This is a genomic window from [Zimmermannella] alba NBRC 15616 (assembly GCF_001570905.1).
Classification (GTDB): domain Bacteria; phylum Actinomycetota; class Actinomycetes; order Actinomycetales; family Microbacteriaceae; genus Pseudoclavibacter; species Pseudoclavibacter albus.
Map to the genome: position 1 here is coordinate 18102 of NZ_BCSO01000010.1, position 20250 is coordinate 38351.

Annotated in this window: 21 protein-coding genes; 15 read left to right on the forward strand and 6 right to left on the reverse strand. The window is 66.5% G+C overall.

Annotated features, from left to right (window positions below):
* Positions 1-57 precede the first annotated feature (57 nt).
* Both ZAL01S_RS07310 and ZAL01S_RS07315 read right to left on the reverse strand, forming a co-directional pair.
* Entirely contained in the window at positions 58-723 is a 666-nt protein-coding gene (locus ZAL01S_RS07310; RefSeq protein ID WP_066081790.1) for a potassium channel family protein, read from the reverse strand.
* Positions 716-2167 carry a TrkH family potassium uptake protein gene (locus ZAL01S_RS07315; protein WP_083523170.1) on the reverse strand — a complete coding sequence of 484 codons (1452 nt, stop codon included), beginning with the start codon at positions 2165-2167 and terminating at the stop codon, positions 716-718. Before ZAL01S_RS07315 ends, ZAL01S_RS07310 begins: the two co-directional genes overlap by 8 nt.
* Before the next feature lie 290 nt (positions 2168-2457).
* Here ZAL01S_RS07315 and ZAL01S_RS07320 point away from each other — a divergent pair, with 290 nt between their 5' ends.
* The 4 genes from ZAL01S_RS07320 to ZAL01S_RS07330 all read left to right on the forward strand — a co-directional run bounded on the left by ZAL01S_RS07320 (position 2458) and on the right by ZAL01S_RS07330 (position 4633).
* A complete protein-coding gene (locus tag ZAL01S_RS07320; RefSeq protein ID WP_066081792.1) occupies positions 2458-2664 on the forward strand; it encodes a helix-turn-helix domain-containing protein in 207 nt (68 codons plus the stop codon).
* Between the two features lie 147 nt (positions 2665-2811).
* Entirely contained in the window at positions 2812-2910 is a 99-nt protein-coding gene (locus tag ZAL01S_RS09815) for a 30S ribosomal protein bS22 (RefSeq protein ID WP_082775156.1), read from the forward strand.
* A gap of 216 nt (positions 2911-3126) precedes the next feature.
* A complete protein-coding gene (gene nhaA / locus ZAL01S_RS07325) occupies positions 3127-4392 on the forward strand; it encodes a Na+/H+ antiporter NhaA (protein ID WP_083523171.1) in 1266 nt (421 codons plus the stop codon).
* Positions 4393-4396: 4 nt separating this feature from the next.
* Positions 4397-4633 (forward strand): glutaredoxin family protein, encoded by a 237-nt coding sequence (locus ZAL01S_RS07330; RefSeq protein ID WP_244875362.1) that lies wholly within the window; start codon positions 4397-4399, stop codon positions 4631-4633.
* A 27-nt stretch (positions 4634-4660) separates the two neighbouring features.
* Here the strand turns inward: ZAL01S_RS07330 and ZAL01S_RS07335 are convergent, their stop codons facing one another.
* Together ZAL01S_RS07335 and aspS are read right to left on the reverse strand one after the other, a co-directional pair.
* The gene (locus ZAL01S_RS07335) at positions 4661-5398 is read right to left on the reverse strand and encodes a DUF1345 domain-containing protein (RefSeq protein ID WP_066081796.1); all 738 of its coding nucleotides are present in this window, start codon (positions 5396-5398) and stop codon (positions 4661-4663) included.
* Between the two features lie 11 nt (positions 5399-5409).
* Positions 5410-6720: an aspartate--tRNA(Asn) ligase gene (aspS, locus tag ZAL01S_RS07340; RefSeq protein ID WP_066081798.1), complete on the reverse strand. Its 1311-nt coding sequence runs from the start codon at positions 6718-6720 to the stop codon at positions 5410-5412.
* Positions 6721-6795: 75 nt separating this feature from the next.
* Between aspS and ZAL01S_RS07345 the strand changes: the two genes are divergently transcribed.
* The 5 genes from ZAL01S_RS07345 to ccsB are packed head-to-tail and all read left to right on the forward strand — an operon-like array spanning position 6796 to position 11584.
* Positions 6796-7443: a histidine phosphatase family protein gene (locus ZAL01S_RS07345; protein WP_066081800.1), complete on the forward strand. Its 648-nt coding sequence runs from the start codon at positions 6796-6798 to the stop codon at positions 7441-7443.
* Complete coding sequence (locus tag ZAL01S_RS07350; RefSeq protein WP_244875363.1) at positions 7440-8051, forward strand: TlpA family protein disulfide reductase; 612 nt, start codon at positions 7440-7442, stop codon at positions 8049-8051. Before ZAL01S_RS07345 ends, ZAL01S_RS07350 begins: the two co-directional genes overlap by 4 nt.
* Complete coding sequence (locus tag ZAL01S_RS07355; protein ID WP_066081802.1) at positions 8048-8812, forward strand: cytochrome c biogenesis CcdA family protein; 765 nt, start codon at positions 8048-8050, stop codon at positions 8810-8812. The genes ZAL01S_RS07350 and ZAL01S_RS07355 overlap by 4 nt, the downstream gene beginning before the upstream one ends.
* Positions 8796-10475, forward strand: coding sequence for a cytochrome c biogenesis protein ResB (gene resB / locus ZAL01S_RS07360; RefSeq protein WP_066081805.1), 1680 nt, complete (start codon positions 8796-8798; stop codon positions 10473-10475). Before ZAL01S_RS07355 ends, resB begins: the two co-directional genes overlap by 17 nt.
* Positions 10472-11584 (forward strand): c-type cytochrome biogenesis protein CcsB, encoded by a 1113-nt coding sequence (gene ccsB / locus ZAL01S_RS07365; protein WP_244875364.1) that lies wholly within the window; start codon positions 10472-10474, stop codon positions 11582-11584. Before resB ends, ccsB begins: the two co-directional genes overlap by 4 nt.
* A 142-nt stretch (positions 11585-11726) precedes the next feature.
* Here ccsB and ZAL01S_RS07370 read toward each other — a convergent pair whose 3' ends face one another.
* Entirely contained in the window at positions 11727-12761 is a 1035-nt protein-coding gene (locus tag ZAL01S_RS07370; protein ID WP_244875365.1) for an o-succinylbenzoate synthase, read from the reverse strand.
* 113 nt (positions 12762-12874) lie between these two features.
* Between ZAL01S_RS07370 and ZAL01S_RS07375 the strand changes: the two genes are divergently transcribed.
* The 4 genes from ZAL01S_RS07375 to ZAL01S_RS07390 all read left to right on the forward strand — a co-directional run bounded on the left by ZAL01S_RS07375 (position 12875) and on the right by ZAL01S_RS07390 (position 17123).
* The gene (locus tag ZAL01S_RS07375) at positions 12875-13336 is read left to right on the forward strand and encodes a hypothetical protein (protein ID WP_159421637.1); all 462 of its coding nucleotides are present in this window, start codon (positions 12875-12877) and stop codon (positions 13334-13336) included.
* Between the two features lie 273 nt (positions 13337-13609).
* A complete protein-coding gene (locus tag ZAL01S_RS07380; RefSeq protein WP_066081810.1) occupies positions 13610-14521 on the forward strand; it encodes a 1,4-dihydroxy-2-naphthoyl-CoA synthase in 912 nt (303 codons plus the stop codon).
* A 20-nt stretch (positions 14522-14541) separates the two neighbouring features.
* The gene (locus ZAL01S_RS07385) at positions 14542-15984 is read left to right on the forward strand and encodes an AMP-binding protein (RefSeq protein WP_159421638.1); all 1443 of its coding nucleotides are present in this window, start codon (positions 14542-14544) and stop codon (positions 15982-15984) included.
* Between the two features lie 170 nt (positions 15985-16154).
* Entirely contained in the window at positions 16155-17123 is a 969-nt protein-coding gene (locus ZAL01S_RS07390; RefSeq protein ID WP_174519461.1) for a 1,4-dihydroxy-2-naphthoate polyprenyltransferase, read from the forward strand.
* Between the two features lie 22 nt (positions 17124-17145).
* Here ZAL01S_RS07390 and ZAL01S_RS07395 read toward each other — a convergent pair whose 3' ends face one another.
* The gene (locus tag ZAL01S_RS07395; protein ID WP_066081814.1) at positions 17146-17619 is read right to left on the reverse strand and encodes a DUF4229 domain-containing protein; all 474 of its coding nucleotides are present in this window, start codon (positions 17617-17619) and stop codon (positions 17146-17148) included.
* A gap of 148 nt (positions 17620-17767) precedes the next feature.
* Between ZAL01S_RS07395 and ZAL01S_RS07400 the strand changes: the two genes are divergently transcribed.
* Both ZAL01S_RS07400 and menD read left to right on the forward strand, forming a co-directional pair.
* A complete protein-coding gene (locus ZAL01S_RS07400; protein WP_066081815.1) occupies positions 17768-18271 on the forward strand; it encodes a PLDc N-terminal domain-containing protein in 504 nt (167 codons plus the stop codon).
* The gene (gene menD / locus ZAL01S_RS07405; protein WP_066081816.1) at positions 18264-20117 is read left to right on the forward strand and encodes a 2-succinyl-5-enolpyruvyl-6-hydroxy-3-cyclohexene-1-carboxylic-acid synthase; all 1854 of its coding nucleotides are present in this window, start codon (positions 18264-18266) and stop codon (positions 20115-20117) included. Before ZAL01S_RS07400 ends, menD begins: the two co-directional genes overlap by 8 nt.
* Positions 20118-20250: the final 133 nt, after the last annotated feature.

Genomic DNA, 20250 nt, shown 5'->3' on the forward strand with positions numbered 1-20250 from the left:
CCGTGCCCCGCAATGCGGCGGATGACGAACATATCTGCCCTTATCGTGCAGCGTTCACTAGAGCGAGGAGAACTTCTCCACGTCGTCCGAGGCACCCGACACGATGATGAGGTCGTGGTTCGAGATGACCGTGTCCGCCGTCGCGTAGGTGAAGGGGCGGCCCGGGCTCTTCACGCCGACGACCGTCACGCGGTACTTCGTGCGCACGCCCGAGTCCTTGAGTGGCACGCCGCGGATCGACTTCGGCGGGTAGAGCTTCGCGAGCACGAAGTCGTCGTCGAACTGGATGAAGTCGAGCATGCGACCCGTGAGCAGGTGCGCCGTCCGCTCACCCGCCTCAGCCTCGGGGTAGATGACGTGGTGCGCGCCGATGCGGGCAAGGATCTTGCCGTGCGTGGCGCTCATGGCCTTTGCCCAGATCTGCGGGATCTTGAGGTCGGCAAGGTTCGCGGTCACGAGCACGCTCGCCTCGAGGGAGGTACCGACGGCAACGACGGCGACCGAGAACTCCTGCGCGCCAATCTGGCGGAGCGCGTCAATGTTGCGAGCGTCGGCCTGCACGGCGTGCGTGACGCGGTCGGCCCACTTCTGGACGAGCCGCTCGTCGGTGTCGACCACGAGCACTTCACGGCCCTGACGCTGCAGCTGACCCGCGGTTGCGGCGCCGAAGCGGCCAAGCCCAATCACCAGGACGGGTGCATCGTGCGGAACTGGGTTACCCAACGATGATCCTCTCTTCGGGCAGCCGGAACAGCTGCTTTGTTTCACTCGACGCGAGGGCCGCGGCCATCGTGACGGTACCAACTCGTCCCAGCCACATGGTGGCCGAGAGCACGTAACTGCCCGCTTCGGGCATGTCGGAGGTGAGGCCCGAGCTCAGGCCGCACGTCGCGAAGGCGCTGATCGCCTCAAAGAGTGCGTGCGAGAACGGTGCCCCCGTGATCTGCTGCATCGCGATCGTCGAGACTGCGACGATGGTCGAACCCCACAGAGCAACCGAGACGCCGAGGCGCAGGACATCTTGCGGGATGCGGCGGCCAAAGGCCTGGATATCGCTCACACCGCGCGCTTCAGCAACGGCTGCGAGGAAGAGGATCGCGAGCGTCGTCACCTTGATGCCACCCGCAGTTGAGGCCGAACCGCCACCGACGAACATGAGCATCGCGAGCACCTGAAGCGTCGACTCATCGGCTTGCGCGATGTCGATCGTCGAGAAGCCGCCCGAGCGGGCCATGCCCGAGAGGAAGAAGGACGTGAAGGGTCGCATCCAGGGGTCTTGCGCGCCTATCGTCGCGGGATTGTTGCCCTCGATCGCGTAGATGAGGAGCCCACCGGCGACAAAGAGGAGGATCGTCGTGACGAGGGTGAGCTTGACGTGCACGGAGAGGTGCTGGCGGCGGCGTGCCCAGCGGGCGAGCGCGAAGATGACGGGGAAGCCGACGCTGCCGAGGAAGACTGCGGTGAGGAGGCAGCCGAGCATCCACGCATCGTGCGTGAACGGCTCAAGGCCCTCATGGTTCGGCGTGAAGCCGGTGTTCGTGAATGCGGATGCAGCGTAGTAGAAGCCCTCAAAGATCGCCATCACCGGTTCGGTGCCGTACATGATGAGGCGCGGAATGATGAGAAGTGCGATGACGCACTCAATGACGAGGAGGGACACGGCAACGGTCGTGAGCATCCCGCCGATTTCGCCGAGGCGAACCGCCTGTGACTCCGCGACCGGGCCCGCATGCAGGCGCAGCGAGTTCGAGTCGCTCGCGGCCATGAGCTTCTGACGGAGCCCGAGGCGGCGCGTGACGACCGCACCCATGATGCTCGCGAGCGAGAGCACACCGATCGCACCCACCTCAATACCGATGAAGATCACCACATTGCCGAAGGCCGACCAGTAGCTCGACATATCGACGACGGCGAGGCCGGTGACACAAATCGTGGAGACAGCAGTGAAGAGGGCCACGTGGAAGGGGGCTGCGGTGCCGTCGGCGGTTGAGATAGGGAGCATGAGCAGCACCGTCCAAATGAGGATGATGCTGGTGAAAATGACGACGGCAAAGCGAGACGGGCTGTGCTGTGCGAAGCCGTTCACCCAGTCGTGAAAGCGCTCAGTGGGGGACTTGCGGCCAGGGAAGATCGCAGCGACCGGTGAGCTGCGGCGGCCGAGAGACATTGCGCTCCTTGATCTGGCGCCGGCGGGATGTCGGCACATGCGCGGTCAATGCTATTCCCAACTCGTGGGCCATTCACAGAGAGTGTGGGCGCTGGGGTAGAAGTCCTGATTGGCGGCCCGCAAGATACGTGACGATCGGATGAAATCAAGGATTTTCACTGGGCGTGTCGCACGTTGGACTTGTCACATGCGTCCCTTCCAGCATAGGCTCACCACGGAGCGCAGGAATCACTCTGATCACGCGCCATCACTGCTGATCGCTTTTCTTTCACCACAGGGAGAACCACCACATGCCGAACGACCTGTCCGACGTGCGCTTCCTCACGGTGGCTGAGGTGGCGGAGCTGATGCGCGTGTCGAAGATGACTGTGTACCGCCTCGTTCACTCGGGTGAGCTTCCGGCCGTGCGTTTTGGTCGTTCCTTCCGCGTCCCCGAGTCGGCTGTTGCCGAAGCGGTCGCGCAGACCAACCGCATGTACGGCGAACAGTCTGCCTAGTCGCCGACACCGCAGAAGCCACACGCGACACTCCGCGTGTGCACGCAGCGTGTCAGCGTGTGCACGCAGCGTGTAAGCTCGAAGAAGCGCGAATTTCGCGGTGCGTCGTCATCGCGTCCGCTCATCCGCAACTGTAAGGAAGATCCCATGGGCTCTGTTGTCAAGAAGCGCCGCAAGCGCATGGCGAAGAAGAAGCACCGCAAGCTTCTCCGTAAGACTCGCCACCAGCGTCGCAACAAGAAGTAAGTCGCGACACCGCGCAGAACGCGCCGACCATCAGGACGGCGCGTTTTTGCGTTCCCGGATGGGCGGGGAACCGAGTGCTCACGATCCTCTGTGACCCGCGCCACGCCGTCCGGGGCCTGACTTGTTACCCTTGACCCCTCAACTGGTGAGCCGGGAAGTCTGGTCGGCGTCGCGCATAAGCGCGTCTTCGTGACCACGACCACCCGAAAGAGGCCCATGGCTCGCAACGCCCTCGCTCACAAGCTGCACCGTCCCGACGACACCTTTTCGCTCCGCGACCAACTCAACGGTGAGCGCCTTGGCGGCATCCTGCTCCTCACCGCCGCCGCCATCGGCTTCGTCCTCGCAAATTCGCCGCTGTCGGAGTGGTTCAGCGATCTTGCACACACCGAGATCGGACCAGAGGCGCTCGGCCTCAAACTCTCCCTCGCGCACTGGGCAGCCGACGGTGTCCTCGCCATCTTCTTCTTTGTCGTGGGCCTTGAACTCAAGCGCGAGTTCGTCACCGGTTCGCTTCGAGATCCCCGCAAGGTCTCGCTGCCGATTCTTGCGGCGGTCGCTGGCATGGCCGTCCCCGCGGTGATCTACTCGATCGTTGTCTCTGTTGCTGGCCTGGATGCCGCGCTCCGAGGCTGGGCCATCCCCGTCGCCACCGACATTGCCTTCGCCATGGGGCTGGTGGCGGTGTTCGGTCGCGGGATGCCGCCTGCCTTCCGCGTCTTCCTGTTGACCCTCGCCGTCGTTGACGACCTCCTCGGCATCACGGTCATCGCGATCTTCTACACCGCGAACCTCTCGCTCATCTGGCTGGCCGCCGCGCTCGCGGTCATCGCCGCGTACTGGGTCATGACGCACCGGGGCTGGAACCCGCGCTGGCTGCTCATCCCGCTGGGTGTCCTCGCCTGGTACTGCATGCTGCAATCCGGCGTCCACGCGACGATCGCTGGTGTCCTCCTTGGCCTTTCGGTTCCCGCGCGCCCCATCGGCAACGACGAAATCTCGCTCGCCGAAGATATGGAGCACGACTGGAACGCGCTCTCCCAGGGCGTCGCACTCCCCGTGTTCGCCTTCTTCTCGGCGGGTGTCCCGGTTGCGGCTGGCGGTGGAGATCTCTCGAGCGTTGTGAGCGACCCGGTGTTTCTCGGTGTCTTGCTCGGCCTGTTTGCTGGCAAACCGCTCGGCATTTTCGCGAGCGTGGCGATCTTCCGCTGGGTGCCGGGCTTCGCGCTGGATGCGAGCCTCAAGCTGCGCGACATCCTCGCCCTTGGCGGTCTCGCGGGCATTGGGTTCACGGTGTCGCTCCTCATTGGTGAGCTCGCTTTCCGAGGCGACGAAACGCACATCGACCACGCGCATCTTGGCGTGATCGCGGGATCGCTCCTCGCAGCCCTCGCAGGCGGGATGCTGCTCTCCTGGTGCTCCGCCGCACACCGACGCTCGCACGATGCGGGCCTTGAGGACGAGCAGGGTGCGTCAAGCTAGAAGCGTGAAGACCGTTGACTTCTATACCCGCCAGGGGTGCCACCTCTGCGAGGCCGCCCTCGCCATTGTTGAGCCGATCGCTCGTGAATGTGGTGCACAGCTGCGCTTGCACGACATCGACGAAGACGTCGCGCTGCAGGAGCGCTACGGCGAACTCGTCCCGGTCGTGAATATCGATGGTGAGCGTCACGCGCAGTGGCGCGTGTACGAGAGCGAACTGCGGGCGGCACTCGTCGAGTGAGACGGCCTGCCTCGTTGAGATACGTGCCTAGAGCGTCGAGCTCGTCGCGACCGAGAGGAACAGCGCGATGACGACGGTGTTGAAGCCGAAGGCGATGATCGAGTTGAGTGTCACCCAGTTGCGGGCCGAGGCTGTCCGCGTTTCGACGTCCGAGGTGGCGAAGGTCGTCGCAACCTGGATGGAAGCATAGAGGAAGTCGCTGAAGTGCTCGTCCTCATCCCCGGGGATGTGGACGCCGTCCGACTGCGCCCACTCGCGCAGGTACGTGACCGCAAACGCGACGACCATGAGCAGCCACGAGCCCGTGATGAGCGCGAAGGCGGCAGTGACCATGATCCAGTCCTCACGCATCCCCGGGGTCAGCACGAGGGCCATGACGCCGATGAAGCCGACGACTGCGCCCGTGAGCGGGAGGGAAACGCCATCCATGAGCGTGAGGCGCTGCACGAGCCGTTCGTGCTCGGTCTGAGGCGTACTTGCGCGGGTCACGTCGCGGAGCGTCTCGCCGTGGAACGGGCGGAACGCGAGCCACGACCACACGAGGAAGATAACCGCGTAGACGAGCCAGAGGACCGCCGTGCTCACAAACAGGATGATGTAGCGGGGGATCGCCGGATACATGGCGAGGAGTGCCCACGCGACGACCGCGGCGATCGGGATAGACATCGCGGTCGCGCCGGTGAGGCGCCAGCTATCCCGCGTCCAGCGTGGAGCACGGGGTGCCCCCGACGCAGTGGTCAACGGGTACCCCGTGTCGCCTGCCATGACGCTGATCCTTACGGGGTCAGACGGTTCGGGCCGCGGAAGAGGAAGGTCACCTCACGCAGGTTCGGCTGGTGCAGCATGAGCATGAGCATGCGCGCAAGGCCCATACCGAAGCCACCGTGCGGGGGAGCGCCGTAGCGGAAGAAGTCGAGGTAGAAGCCGAGCTCCTCGACGTCCATGCCCTTCTCACGAGCCTGCTCCTCGATGACGTCCACGCGGTGCTCACGCTGGGCACCGGTCGAGATCTCGACACCGTTCCAGATGAGGTCATAGCTCTTCGTGAGCGAGGCGTCGTCCTCGTGACGCATGTGGTAGAACGGGCGAATCGAGGCCGGGTAGTCGGTGAGGAACACGAACTCGTGGCCGTACTGCTCCTTCACATGCGCCGCAATCTGACGCTCGCCTTCGGGGTCGAGGTCGAGGTCGCCGCGCTCGATCTTGTGGCCGCGAGCCTCAACGATCTCGCGTGCCTCAAGGAGCGGGATGCGCGGGAACGGGAGCGAAGGCACGACAACGTCAACGTCGAAGAGTTCCTTGATCTCTTCGCCGTGAGCTTCCTTGACAGCGGTGAGGCCGGCGACGAGGAGCTCCTCCTGCATCTTCATGACGTCCTCGTGGGAGTCAATCCAGCTCATCTCGGAGTCAACACCCGTGAACTCGGTCGCGTGACGGCTCGTGAACGACGGGTCGGCGCGGAAGACCGGGCCGATCTCGAAGACGCGACCGAAACCGGCCGACTGGGCCATCTGCTTGAAGAACTGCGGCGACTGGGCGAGGTACGCGGTCTGCTCGAAGTAGTCGACCTTGAACAGCTCAGCCTTCGTCTCCGAGGCGCTCGCCATGAGCTTCGGCGTGAAGATCTCGACGAAGCCGTTCTCGATCCAGTAGCAGCGCATCGCGTGCGCGAAGGTCGTCTGGACGCGGAACATGAGGTTGTTGCGCGGCGTGCGCAGGTCGAGGAAGCGCCAGTCGAGACGCTTGTCAATCGAGGAGTCATCCGCGATCGGCGTCTCGGCAATTGCCTCCGACTCGACCTTGAGCTCAGCGATCTTCACCTCGAGGCCGCCAAGCTTCACGCGCTCGTCGTGCTTGAGCTCGCCCGACACCGTGAGCATCGTGCCCTGCGCGAGGCCCGCAATCGTGGTCGAAATCTCCTCGCGATCCTCCGAGCGCGGATTCACGAGCTGGAGCGCTCCAGACTCGTCGCGCAGCACAACAAACTGCACCTTCTTCTGATCGCGCACCTTGTCGACCCATCCCTGGACGGTGACGGGGCCATCGGCGCGCTCGGACAGCTGGGAGATAAGGGTGCGTTCAGTCACCCAGCCAGCGTACCCGTCCCGCGTGTCGCTGTGGTTCCTCGGCTGTGCCTCAGCCCGAATCCGTAGCATGCCCGCATGGCAACTCAGCGCGTCCACCTCGTCCGTCACGGCGAAGTTGAGAACCCGAATGGACTCCTTTACGAACGACTCCCCGGGTTCTCGCTGTCCGAGCGCGGACACCGGATGGCGCGCCTCGCCGCCGAAGACCTCCGCGAACGCGACATTCAGGCGACAAGGCTCATCGTCTCGCCCCTCGAACGCACGCAGCAGTCGGCGGCCCCCATCGCCGAACTGCTCGGCCTCGATCCCGAACTCGACGAACGCGTCATCGAGCCCTGGAACACCTTCGCCGGGAAGACCATGCACGGCCGCTACTCGGCGCTGCGCCGCCCCATGAGCTGGCGCCACCTCGTGAACCCGACGAAGCCGAGCTGGGGCGAGCCCTACCGCGAGATTGTCGAGCGGATGAAGGCGGCGATCCTCGACGCGACCGCGGCAGCAGAGGGCGGCGATGTTATCGTGGTGACGCACCAGCTGCCCATCTGGATGGTTCACCGACGCCTTCGCGGAGTGCCGCTCGTGCACAATCCGAAGCACCGTCGATGCGCACTCTCGAGCATCACGACGCTCGAATACCACCCGGCAACGGGACTCGTTGAAGTGGACTACCGCGAGCCCGCCGCAGCCGAGCTTGCCGGGGCCATTGACGAGGGAGCCGTGTGACCCAGACTGCACCGATCCGACGCCTACGTGCCGGACTCGCGCTCGTGCTGACCGCTGGACTCAGCCTCGGCCTTGCCGCGTGCAGTGACGAATCCTTCGCCCAGAACTACGGCACCGCCGACAAGGGCTACGTGGCTGGCGACGGTTCGTGGCAGGAACTCCCCGCCGAACAGCGTGGTGCCGCCGTGAGCTTCAGCGGCGAGACGAGTGACGGCAGCACCTTCACGAGCGCCGACTACACGGGCCAGGTCATGGTCGTGAACTTCTGGTACGCAGCCTGCCCGCCCTGCCGTGCCGAAGCGAAAGACCTCCAGAAGGTTGCCGACGAACAGGCCGCCAACAAGGTGCAGTTCGTGGGCGTCAACATCTACGACCAGGCCGCGACCGCGCAGAGCTTCGAAGACAGCTACGGGATCACGTACCCCTCCATCCTTGACGTCGACTCGGCTGCCGTGCGCCTCGTCTTCTCGGAGTCGGTGCCGCCGCAGGCCATCCCCTCCACCGTTGTGCTCGACCACGAGGGCCGCGTCGCCGCCGTCGTACGCGGCCCCATCGACACCACCATGCTCGGCGACATGATCGACCGAGTCGTGGCAGAGAAGGCATGATCGCGCTCCAAGCAAGTCCGGGCGAACTGGTGCTGAGTGGCGACCTCATCGTCGCCATCCCCATCGCCCTGCTCGCCGGCCTCATCTCCTTCGCCTCGCCGTGCGTGCTGCCGGTTGTCCCCGGCTACCTCGGGCTCGTGAGTTCGGTCGCGGAACCCTCCGGCACGGGCGAATCCGCGAAGCCCTCGCGCTCGCGCGTGGTCACCGGCGCGGCCCTGTTCGTCCTGGGCTTCGCGCTCGTGTTCGTGCTCAGCGGTGCGGCCTTCGGGCAGCTTGGCGTGTGGCTCCTGCAGTACCAGAGCACGATCCTGCGCGTGCTCGGCGGCATCGTCATCCTCATGGGACTCGTCTTCCTCGGCCAGATCAGCGGCCTGCAGCGGGAACATCGCTCGCACCGCCAACCGGCAGGGCTCATCGGGGCACCGCTGCTCGGCATGATCTTCGCCGTCGGCTGGGCGCCCTGCATCGGGCCGACCCTCATCGCCATCAACGCGCTGAGCTTCGAACAGGGATCCGCGTGGCGCGGGGCGCTGCTTGCCGCCGTGTACGCGCTCGGGCTCGGCATCCCCTTCATCCTCGTCGCCCTCGGATTCGGCACCGCCACGCGAAGCATGGCGTGGCTGCGCAAGCACGTACGCGCCATCAACCTCTTCGGCGGCGTCCTTCTCATCATCATCGGCACGCTCATGATCGCGGGCGTGTGGCAGCAGTTCATCGCAACGATCGGAGCGTGGATTCCCGGCTATGTCTCGCCCGTCTGATCACATTGACGCCGGTCGTGAAGGATTCGAATCCCGCGACCGTGTGAAGAAGTCATCCAGCACTACGAACCCGGTGCTATCGGTATTGCGCGTGCTCTGGCGCCAGCTCACCTCGATGCGCGTGGCGCTCATCCTCTTGCTGCTCCTCGCCATCGCCGCAGTGCCAGGATCGCTCGTCCCGCAACACCAGAGCGACCCGAACGGTGTCACGAAGTTCTTCGACGAGAACCCGCAGCTTGCCGAGTTCTACGACAAGATCCAGCTCTTCGACGTCTACAGCTCGGTGTGGTTCACCGCCATCTACCTGCTGTTGTTCGTCTCGCTCGTCGGCTGCATCCTGCCGCGCATCGCCCACCACTGGCGTGCGCTCCGGAGCGCACCACCCGCGACGCCCGCGCGCCTCGACCGGCTTGCCGCCTACTCGACCCTCAAAGTGAGCGGTGAGGAGCTGCCCGACCGCGGCCAGATCATTGCCCGCGCGGAAGATCTGCTCAACAAGCGCGGCTACCGCACCGTCATCATCGACCGCGGCGAGCGAGGCCTCTCCGTCTCGGCCGAGCGCGGCTACCTTCGCGAGACCGGCAACCTCATCTTCCACATCGCGATGCTCGGCGTCATCGTCGCGATCGGCATCGGCAGCGGCTTCTCGTGGCACGGACAGCGCGTGCTCGTCGAAGGGCAAACCTTCCAGAACGGGCTCGTGAGCTACTCGTCCTTCACGCCCGGACGCTTCTTCGACCCCTCGCAGCTTGCGCCCTACTCGGTGAAACTCGACAGCTTCACCGTGAACTACGAAGAGCAGAACCAGCACGCCATCGGGCAGCCCACCCTCTTCGACGCGAACGTCACCGTGCAAGAACCCGGTCAGGAGGCCCGCCAACAGTCAGTTCGCGTGAACGAGCCGCTTCGTGTGGCAGGGACCGACATGTACCTCCTCGCAAACGGCTACGCCCCCGAAATCACGGTGAAGGACCCCTCCGGCAAGGAAGTGTTCCGCGACCGCGTCATCTTCATTCCGCAGGACAAGAACCTCACCGGCCTCGGCGTCGTCAAGGTGCCGGATGGTCTTGAGCAGCAGATCGGCATGCTCGGCTTCTTCTACCCGAGCGCCACGAAGCTTGAATCCGGCGCGTACACCTCGAACCACCCCGACCTCAAGGACCCGCTCCTCACCCTCAACGTGTACGAGGGTGACCTGGGGCTCGACTCCGGTGTGCCACAGTCGGTCTACAAGCTCGACACCGACACGATGACCGAGATCGCGGGGCGCAAGTCCGAGCACAAGCCGCTGCAGCTGCGCCCGGGTGAGACGGTCGAACTGCCCGGCGGACGCGGCACGGTCACGCTCGGTGACATCCCCCGCTACGCATCCTTCGACATCCACCACGACCCGACGCAGATGCCCGTCATGGTCTCGGCGATTTTCGTGATCGGCGGCCTGCTCATGTCGCTGCTCGTCCCGCGCCGACGCCTCTGGGTGCGTGCCGTGCCGAGCGGTTCCGGACTCCTTCTTGAATATGCGGGCCTTGCGCGCGGCGAAGACCCGCGACTCGTCCAAGCGGTGAACCAACTGCTCGACGATCACGCCGCGAACCTCGTAGGCTCTTCACACACTTTCCGCCCCCGTCCACGGGTGGATGACACGAAAGCGATGGAACCGTGACGCAAGTGCAGTCTGACTGGTCGAACGTCCTCATTTACGTCACGATGGCGATGTACGCGATCGCGCTCATCCTCTTCTCGATGGACCTCGCGAACCGTAGCGCCGCCCGCACGCGACAGCGCCAGGGCTCGGCGCTCGGTGCGACCAAGCGTCGTGAGAGCGTGACGGCCGGGGCATCGGCAGCTGGCGCTGCGTCATCGTCGGTGTCGACGGTGGGGACGCTCGTCCTCGAGCGCGGCGGCGACGCGGCCGACACTGCGGCGGATGCTGCGGACGGTGACGCCTCGTCGAGCGAGCTCGCCATGGCGCACTCGAAGGCGGGCGACGCCGACGAGTGGCGCGACGAACGCGCCTCCACCTCGCTCCGCATCGCGATGGCGCTCATGTGGGCAGGCTTCGCCGTGCACCTCGTCGCAACCGTGCTCCGCGGTCTCGCCGCCTCGCGCGTGCCGTGGTCGAACATGTACGAGTTCACGATGACCTCGACGCTGCTCGTCGTCCTCGTGTTCCTCCTCGCCCAGTTCTGGAACGACCTGCGCTTCCTCGGCACCTTCATCTCGGGATTTGTGACCCTCTGCCTCGGTATCGCCGCCGTCGGCTTCTACGTTGAGGTGGCGCCACTGCAGCCCGCGCTCCAGTCGTACTGGCTCGTCATCCACGTGTTCGTCGCCTCCCTCTCGACCGGATGCCTCGCCCTCGGCTTCGGGCTCTCGATCGCGCAGCTCATGCAGAACGCCCGCACGAAGCGCATCCGCGAGGGTGGCCGCTCGCACCTCGGCTTCCTTGCCGCGATCCCGAGCGAAGAGCGCCTCGAGGACCTCGCCTACCGCGTCATCGTCGTCGGCTTCATCCTCTGGACCTTCACCCTCATCGCGGGTGCCATCTGGGCGGAGCGCGCCTGGGGCCGCTACTGGGGCTGGGACACGAAGGAAGTGTGGACCTTCATCATTTGGACGGTCTACGCCGGCTACATCCACGCGCGCGCGACGAAGGGATGGCGTGGCACGCCGTCCGCGTGGCTCGCGATCGTCGGCTTCGGCACGGTGCTCTTCAACTTCGGCATCGTGAACGTCTTCTTCAAGGGCCTCCACACCTACTCCGGCCTCTAGGTCTCGGCTGAGCTGGTCGAGCCCGCGACTGAGCTGATCGAGTAGCCGCGTAGCGGCGTCTCGAGATCACGCGGTGTGGTGGTGCTGACGTTGGTGGCTTCGATACACCGCATGCGGCGGCACTCGACCACCTCGTGGTGACTCAGGGGAGGAGCGGGAGGCAGCGCTCGAGGCGGGCGAGCCACCACGCACGGCGCTCAGCGCTCGCGGCGTGCTGCTCGACGAGATCGCGGTCGGGCACAACCGGCGCAAGCGAGATCGTGCCCTCGACCGGACGCTTTGGTGCCCTCGTGACATCCGCGCTCAAGAGCGCCGCTGTGCCAAGCCCCGCGGGCGAGACCTCCGTGCCCGTCTCGCGGGCAATGCGTGCCGCCAGCTGTGCACCCATCGTGAGCCCGACCGAGGTGTCGAGCGCGCTCGAGACCGTCACCGGAAGCCCCACCTCGCGGACGATCTCGGTCGCGCGACGGAGGCCACCCAGGGGCTGCGCCTTCACAATGATCCGGTCGGCCGCACCAAGCTGCGTGACTCGGAGCGGATCACTCGCCTTCCGAATCGACTCATCCGCGGCAATCGCCACTCGTCCGTCAAGCTGTTCACGAAGCCGGGCAAGATCCTCAACGCTCGCCACCGGCTGCTCCGCGTAGTCGAGCGTGAAGGCGCCAAGCTGCTCGAGTGCCCGCGCGGCCTCCTCGAGACTCCATCCGCCATTCGCATCCACGCGCACGAGGACGTCATCTCCGAGCACCTCGCGCACGGCCCGCACTCGAGCCACGTCATCTTCGAGCGTTTGACCGGGCTCCGCGACCTTCACCTTCACGGCGCGCACCGTCCCGTACCGCTCGAGGAGGGCGGGCACCTCGGCGGCCGCAATCGCCGGCACCGTCGCATTCACGGGGATGCTGCCGCTGTCGGCAAGATTCAGCTCGGCATCGTTCGCGTACTCGAGCGCAGCGTGGAGCCATTGGGCTGCCTCGGCGTCGCCGTACTCGAGAAATGGCGACCATTCACTCCAACCCTCCGGCCCATCAATGAGCACTGCCTCGCGCTCGGTGACGCGGCGGAAGCGGGTCACGAGCGGCAGCGAGACGACATGGATGCGGGGGAGGAGCTCGTCGAAGGATGGCACCGCTTCATCCTCGCACGGCGGCGGGATGGCATCCCTGGGCCGGGTCACGCGGCACCCTGCATCGATCTCGAACGAACTATGGAGTGATTTCGGAGCATGCCGGGTAGGCTTGTTCGTCGCACATTCTTCGATGTGTGTCCCCGATTCGCGAAAGCGAGACCATGAGCCTCGACACCTCCGCACTGCAGCGCTGGCTGCAGCACGACGGCACCCCCGAGGGGCAGCCCCGTCGACCGGAGTTTCGGCACGGCACGGTCCTACCGCAGAAGTGGTTCGCGGTGCTCTTCAACCCGGCCTCCTGGAAGGTTGGCCACTGGGCGCTCTTCGGGGCCCTGCTCACGGCGATCGCCGACCTCATCACCTTCTTCTACGTGGCGAACCTGCTCGGCATCGGGCACGCGTTCGAGACTGAGATGTGGCTCGTCATCGCTGGCGTGACGGGATTCCTCACGATCACGGCGGCGCTCTGGGCGATCTGGAAGAACCGCGGACGCGGCCCCGCAATCTGGGCGCTCCTGCTTGGGCTGGCTTTTGGTGCGGCACCCGCGTGGCTGCTCGGCAACACGATCGTGCAGTTCATCGTGAACGGCGGCACGCTGCCCCCGCCCGACAACCTGCTCTAGCTCTCCACTGCGCTGGGCGCGCCCGCGACTGAGCTGGTCGAGTAGGCCTGAACGGCCGTATCGAGGTCACGCGGTGACCACGACGCCAGACACGAGTGACCGGTTTCGGTTCTCTAGCGCGCATCCCCTCGTATACGGCGGGATAGTCGCTATATGACGAAAACCGGTCAGCTGACCGGTGGCCGGCGGTCTCGATACACCGCCTTCGGCGGCACTCGACCACCTCAAGGCGCACTCGGGCAGCTCTTTCGCAGGCGCGGCTACCCTGGTGGCATGACTGGCGCCCACGTCTCTGAGATCTTTGACCCTGCCGAATGGACTGAAGTCCCCGGTTTCGGCTTCGAAGACCTCACATACCACCACGATACGAGCGGTCGCATCGCCCGCATCGCCTTCGACCGCCCCGAGGTGCGCAACGCGTTCCGACCCGGCACCGTCGACGAGCTCTACCGCGCACTCGACGACGCCCGCATGAATCCGAGGATCGGCGTCGTCCTCCTCACCGGCAACGGCCCGAGCCCCAAAGACGGTGGCTGGGCGTTTTGCTCCGGCGGCGACCAGCGCATCCGCGGCCGCGACGGCTACAAGTACGCCGACGGTGAGACGCGCGACACGATCGATGAAGCCCGCGCCGGACGCCTCCACATCCTCGAAGTCCAGCGCCTTATCCGCTTCATGCCAAAGGTTGTCATCGCCGTGGTCGGCGGCTGGGCAGCAGGCGGTGGGCACTCGCTCCACGTCGTCTGCGACATGACGATCGCGTCCCGCGAGCACGGCAAGTTCAAGCAGACCGATGCGGATGTGGGCTCCTTCGACGCCGGCTACGGCTCGGCCTACTTCGCCCGCCAGGTCGGCCAGAAGATCGCCCGCGAAGTGTTCTTCCTTGCCGAGGAGTACTCCGCAGACCGCGCCTACGAGATGGGCACCGTGAACCGCGTCGTCCCGCACGCCGAGCTCGAACGTGAGGCGCTCAAGATGGCGCGCACGATCCTCACGAAGTCGCCCACCGCGATCCGCATGCTCAAGTTCGCCTTCAACGCGGTCGACGAGGGCATCGTTGGCCAGCAGGTGTTCGCCGGTGAAGCCACGCGCCTCGCCTACGGCACCGACGAAGCAGTCGAAGGTCGCGACGCGTTCCTCGAGAAGCGCGAACCCGACTGGTCGCCCTTCCCGTGGCGGTTCTAGGGATGCTGGACGAGACCGCCATGCGCACGATCAAGATCGTCGATGCCCGTTCCCCGCGCCGCGTGAAGCGGGCCCTCGACGACGCCATGCACGGGCGCGGTCCCGCAATCTTGGCCCGCCGCTCTGCCGCCGAGGTCGTCTCGATCGGCGGCGCCGTGCTCGATGAAGGCGGGGATGACGGTCACTTCACGCTCCCTGACAACGCCCCGGAGGACGCCTGCCTCATCGTCGAAACGAGCGGCTCCACCGCGCAGCCGAAGCGCGTCGTGCTCACGGCGAGCGCCCTGCGTGCCTCCGCGAACGCGACCCATCAGCGCTTCGACGAGCTCGCCGGACGCCACGCAGGCCGGGCCACTCGGCAGTGGCTGCTGGCGCTTCCCGCCGAGTACGTCGCGGGCATGCAGGTGCTTGCCCGCTCAATCGTCGAGGGCACCGAGCCGATCATCCTCCCCGAAGGCAGCTTTGACCCGCGCGAGTTCTGCGATGCTGCGCAGCGGATGACGGCTGAGCGCCGCTATGTCTCGCTCGTCCCCGCGCAGGTGCAGCGCCTCATCGAACTCGGCGAGGTCGGCCTCAAGCTCGAGCGCGAGCGGGATCTCGATGCGCACGACAACGCCGACGGCTGGTTTGCGCCGCCGGTCACGATGGATGCGATCGCCTCCGGTGAGCCACTCGACGAGCACGAGGCGCTCGGCGACGACGTCCTTCGCATCGGCCGCCGCTTCGACGCGATCCTCGTCGGCGGGCAGGCAACCCCCGGGCCCTGGCTGAACCGCGGCCGCGAGCTCGGCTGGCGCGTCGTCACGAGCTACGGCTCGAGCGAAACGTCGGGCGGATGCGTCTACAACGGCATCCCGCTGGATGGCGTCTCGCTGCGTCTCAACGACGACGAGCTCGAAATCTCCAGCCCGACGCTCGCCTGGGGCTACCTCGACGATGAGGCCCGCACCGCCGAACGTTTCACGAGCGAGGGCGAGCAGCGCTGGTACCGTACCGGCGACCGCGGCGCGCTCGGCCCACGCAGCGGTGTGCGTCCCGCCGACGTACCGCCGGAGCACTGGCAGCGCGTGCGTGTGTACGGACGCATGGATGATGTCTTCATCTCCGGCGGCGTCAAAGTACGACTCGGTGCAGTCGAGGAGATCGTGCGCGCCCAGCCCGGATTCGAGGGCGCCGTCGTCGTGCCGGGGCCGCACGAGCGCTGGGGCGAAGTGCCGATCGTCGTCGTCACCGGCGACCCGGAACATCCGGGGGATCTTGCCGAACAGCTCGTGGAGATCCGCGCCGAAGTCCGCGCAGAAGTCGGCGTCGCCGCACGGCCAGACGACATCATCGAAGTGAGCGAACTGCCGCTCCTCGGCAGTGGCAAGCCCGACCGCCGCCGCATCGCCGACTTCGTTCGCGAGCACATTGAGGCGCGCTATTCGCCGCACGCGCTCGACCCTGACGACGAGCTCAACTAGCGGCCTGCCCGCGCGGAGCACCGCATCGGCGCTACCATGCCCGGGTGAGCCCCAAGAAGAAGCCCGCCCAGGTCAAGCGCGCCGAGCAGACGCGTCGTCGCGAAGCGAACGCGAAGAAGGCGCAGTCGCCCGCGCTGCCGAAGGGCATCCGCAAGCGTCCGCACGCGGCCGTGACCCCGAAGAAGGCGCACCCGAGCCAGCAGCCGCGTAAGCAGCTCACTGGCGGTGCGCACTCGGGCGGACGTCGTGTCTCGACCTTCGGCGCATGGCTTGAGGGCGCACGCCTGCGCACCCTGCCGCTTGCAATCGTCCCCGTGCTCCTTGGCACCGGTGAGGCACACGCGAGTGCTCGCCCCACCGAATGGCAGTGGCTGCTCGCACTCGGCTGCCTCGCCGTGGCGCTCTTCCTGCAGATCGGCGTGAACTACGCGAACGACTACTCAGACGGCATCCGCGGGACAGATGACTTCCGTGTCGGCCCGCCGCGCCTGACCGGATCCGGCCTCGCAAAGCCCGAGCACGTGAAGCGCGCGGCCTTCATCTGCTTCGGCATCGCCGCTGTCGTCGGCCTTGCCCTCGTCATCGCCACCGCGCACTGGTGGCTCCTCGTCGTCGGCGCGGCAGCGATCGCGGCAGCCTGGTTCTACACGGGTGGCAAGCACCCCTATGGCTACTACGGCCTCGGCGAAGTGTTCGTCTTCATCTTCTTCGGCCTCGTCGCGACGGCCGGCACGCTCTTCATTCAGCGCGGCGTCGTCACGACGAACGGCTGGCTCCTCGCGGTCGCGGCAGGACTCTTCTCCTGTGCCGTGCTTATGGTGAACAACATCCGCGACATTGAGCAGGACCGTCTCGCACGAAAGCGCACGCTTGCGGTCCTCATCGGCGACCGCGCCGCGCGGATCTCCTTCGCCGTCATGGCGCTCGCACCGTTCGTGGTTGCGGCGATGTTCTACATCACGATCCCCGCAACGGTGTTCTCCTTCGGCGCACTCCTGCTCATCGCGCCGGCGGTCATCATCACGCTCATGGCGGATGAGTCGAAGGACCTCGTGCTCGCGCTCAAGCTCACGAGCCTCGGTGCGCTCGTGTACGCACTCGGGATCGCGATCCCGCTCATGCTGCCGACCGTGTACTAGGACGCGGGCGGCGCTCTCCGGGCTACCGGTCGCTCGGGGCGATCTCGAGCGACGAGGTGTGGGCAGGGACGACGTCCTCCGGGTCCGGGCGCTGCTCGACCGGCTCAACATCCTCTGTCGCCGGAGCGAGTTCCTCGTCGAGCTTGTCGGCATCGTCAGCCGCGGTGTCGTCGCTCGACGGATCCTTCGGGACGTCGTGTTCGAGCGAGGACTCCGCTGCACCGTCGAGCGCCTCATCCTCAGCGAGCTCGTCCTCGCCGCGAACATCGCTCGCGTGCTTCGCCTCACGGCGCGCGATCATGCCCGCGGTCATCGCCTGACGCTGCTCCCGCAGGAAGAGGTACGACACGAGCGCACTCACGAGCGCGCCGATACCGACGCCCAGCAGCCAGTTCCACTCCCACGTCGGCAGGGCGAGCATGATGCCCGCGCAGGGGAGCGCGAAGGCGAGAAGGCGGACGATGGTGTACGAAATCCACGCACGTGTGCTGGTCATTCCGCCAGTCTATGGCGGCGGTCGGCTCCTGTCAGGCCCCGACTGTGACGTCTCGGCAGTGTGGACGCACCGCGTCACGGGTGCGCTTTGTGCATCCCCCCACACGGCAGAATCTGCCCAGAACGTGCCCGCCTAGACTGTCACCACCATGGTTCGCTTCCTCATCCTCGGTGCCGCCCTCACGATCGCGCTGTCCATTTACGCGGTCGTGGACTGTGCGATGAGCGAGCCGCGACGCATCCGCATCTTCCAGAAGCAGCTCTGGCTCGTCATCGTGCTGCTGCTGCCGCTCATCGGGCCGCTGTGCTGGATTCTTTTCGGCAAGGGCCTCATTACGATCAATGGAGGCGGCGCATCCAGCGCAGCATCGTCGACGGCCACCCCGAACTACGGCGGCCAGCGTGCCCCGGACGACGACACCGAGTTCTTGCGGAAGCTGCGCGAAGAGACGCCGGAGGAGCGCCTCAAGCGGCTCGAAGAAGAGCTTGCCTCGCTCGATGAGGTGACGTTCCCGGCGTCCAGTGAGCCAGCGGCACGTGGCCGCGATGCTGACGCCACGACGGACCCTGCTCCCGGGGCAGGTTCAGACGATGCGGCCGAGGACGACCCTGACGACTCGACGACGGACGGTCAGACCCGGCGCAATGACTGAGCCCACCGCATCCCCCTCTTCACGCGGTGTGACGCCCTCGTTGCTGCCGCCGCGCAGTGGCGACCCCTCAACAGATAGCGCGATCGCGCTGCTGTGCGCCGCCGTTGAGCGGGGGCTCCGGGATGTCGTGGTGTGCCCCGGTTCGCGCTCGCAGGCGCTCGCCCTGGCCGCCGCCGAGCTTGAGCGGGTCGGCGCCATCCGCCTCCACGTGCGCATCGATGAACGCTCCGCTGGGTTCTTCGCGCTCGGACTGGCGCGGGAAGGTCGCGTGCCCGTCGCCGTCATTGTGACGAGTGGAACGGGGCCTGCGAACCTGCATCCCGCGCTCCTCGAAGCCCACCACGCGGGCGTCCCGCTGGCAGTCATTACCGCCGACCGTCCCTCGGAGCTTGTCGGCATCGGGGCGAACCAGGCGACCGTGCAGAGCGACATGTTTGGCGCGATCTTGCCGAGCGTCGAGGTACCGCCCGCTGTGCCGCTGCCGGGAACCGCTGACGACGAAGCTCAGATCGTCATCGAAGACGGGATCGACATGGCGCGCGACACCGGGCGCCTGCTCATGGCATCCCCGGGTGCGCTGCACATCAACATGCAGTTCCGGGCGCCGCTCTCGGGCGCGATCCCGTCGCTGGATGCCTGGTGGGGTGACGTGCAGGAGTGCGTTACTTCGACCGTGACCGGGCCCATCGCGCGGTCGCGCGTCGCGCAGGGCGGGAGCGTCCCGGTGCTGCTTGACGGCCGTCCGACCCTCGTGATCGCGGGCGCGGACGCCGGCGACGAGGCCGAAGCGATCGCCTACGAGGGCGGTTGGCCACTCCTTGCCGAGGCAAGCTCCGGTGTGCGCTTCGGACGCAACCTCATCACGCACGTGCGCGAGCTGCTCGGGCCCGCATCCCCCGTGCCGGAACTTCGCGACGCGATCGAACGGATCATCGTCTTCGGGCACCCGACGCTCACGCGCGAGGTGCCAGCCCTCATTGCCTCCGACGTTGAGGCGTACGTCGTGGACCGGGTCGGCGCGGCCGACCCCGTGGGCGCCGATCGCGAGGGGCTGCAGCGCGTGAGCTCGGTGGAACTCGTGGCCGCCTCGGAGCTCAGCGCGGACGAGCAGCACGCGGCACTCATGGCACGGCGTGGCTGGCTGCGGGCATGGCTTGAAGCAAGTCACGAGTGTGCGGAGCGGGCAAGTTCTGATGCGCCAGCGCCGAGCCTTGGCCAGGCGCGCTCGGAGGACCGCCACGAACGGGCAGCGTTCGCCCGCGGCGAGCTCGCGGTCGCGCGCGAAGCCGTCACACGGGAGATGCTGGTGGATGCGGTGTGGCGCGCGAGCTGGCCGCATGACCGGCTCGTGCTCGGCGCATCCCGGCTCATCCGTATCCTCGACGAGCGCGTGCCAGGGAAGGCCATCCGGGTGCACTCGAACCGCGGTCTTGCCGGGATCGACGGCACGATCGCGACCGCGCTCGGTGTCGCGACGATGAGTCAGCTCGGCGATGGATCGGCGCAAGATGCGCTCGGGGTGACACGGGTGCTCGTGGGTGATCTCACGCTCCTCCACGACGCCTCCTCCCTGCTCGTTGGTCAAGGAGGCGAGACGGCGCCGCGGATGCAGGTCATCGTCGGCGTGGACGGGGGCGGGACGATCTTCGACGGGCTCGAGGTGGCATCGACCGCTGGGGCGCTCCACGAGCGGGTGCTCTTCACACCGGTGTCCGCGGACCTCGCGAAGCTTGCGGCGGCCTACGGCTGGGATCACCGCCTGGTGCGGACCCGCTCGGAGCTCGAAGCGGCGCTGCTTGATCGCGGCCCCGAGCGCATCCTCATCGAAGTCCCTCTGCCCCGGTGAGCCGCCTGAGCTGAGCCGGTGGCTGAGTGCGTGACCAGATTTGGGAATAGAGCGCCTATCCCTCCTCTGGGGCGGGATGCGAGCTATATTCCCAAATCTGGTCAGTGGCTCGACTCCCGGGAAGGCACGCAGC

Excerpts from the sequence above, each read along its gene's own strand:
- ZAL01S_RS07315 (WP_083523170.1), bottom strand. The coding sequence starts at position 2,167 with ATGTCTCTCGGCCGCCGCAGCTCACCGGTCGCTGCGATCTTCCCTGGC.
- ZAL01S_RS07320 (WP_066081792.1), top strand. The coding sequence starts at position 2,458 with ATGCCGAACGACCTGTCCGACGTGCGCTTCCTCACGGTGGCTGAGGTG.
- ZAL01S_RS09815 (WP_082775156.1), top strand. The coding sequence starts at position 2,812 with ATGGGCTCTGTTGTCAAGAAGCGCCGCAAGCGCATGGCGAAGAAGAAG.
- nhaA (WP_083523171.1), top strand. The coding sequence starts at position 3,127 with ATGGCTCGCAACGCCCTCGCTCACAAGCTGCACCGTCCCGACGACACC.
- ZAL01S_RS07335 (WP_066081796.1), bottom strand. The coding sequence starts at position 5,398 with ATGGCAGGCGACACGGGGTACCCGTTGACCACTGCGTCGGGGGCACCC.
- ZAL01S_RS07345 (WP_066081800.1), top strand. The coding sequence starts at position 6,796 with ATGGCAACTCAGCGCGTCCACCTCGTCCGTCACGGCGAAGTTGAGAAC.
- ZAL01S_RS07355 (WP_066081802.1), top strand. The coding sequence starts at position 8,048 with ATGATCGCGCTCCAAGCAAGTCCGGGCGAACTGGTGCTGAGTGGCGAC.
- resB (WP_066081805.1), top strand. The coding sequence starts at position 8,796 with ATGTCTCGCCCGTCTGATCACATTGACGCCGGTCGTGAAGGATTCGAA.
- ZAL01S_RS07375 (WP_159421637.1), top strand. The coding sequence starts at position 12,875 with ATGAGCCTCGACACCTCCGCACTGCAGCGCTGGCTGCAGCACGACGGC.
- ZAL01S_RS07380 (WP_066081810.1), top strand. The coding sequence starts at position 13,610 with ATGACTGGCGCCCACGTCTCTGAGATCTTTGACCCTGCCGAATGGACT.
- ZAL01S_RS07385 (WP_159421638.1), top strand. The coding sequence starts at position 14,542 with ATGCGCACGATCAAGATCGTCGATGCCCGTTCCCCGCGCCGCGTGAAG.
- ZAL01S_RS07395 (WP_066081814.1), bottom strand. The coding sequence starts at position 17,619 with ATGACCAGCACACGTGCGTGGATTTCGTACACCATCGTCCGCCTTCTC.
- ZAL01S_RS07400 (WP_066081815.1), top strand. The coding sequence starts at position 17,768 with ATGGTTCGCTTCCTCATCCTCGGTGCCGCCCTCACGATCGCGCTGTCC.
- menD (WP_066081816.1), top strand. The coding sequence starts at position 18,264 with ATGACTGAGCCCACCGCATCCCCCTCTTCACGCGGTGTGACGCCCTCG.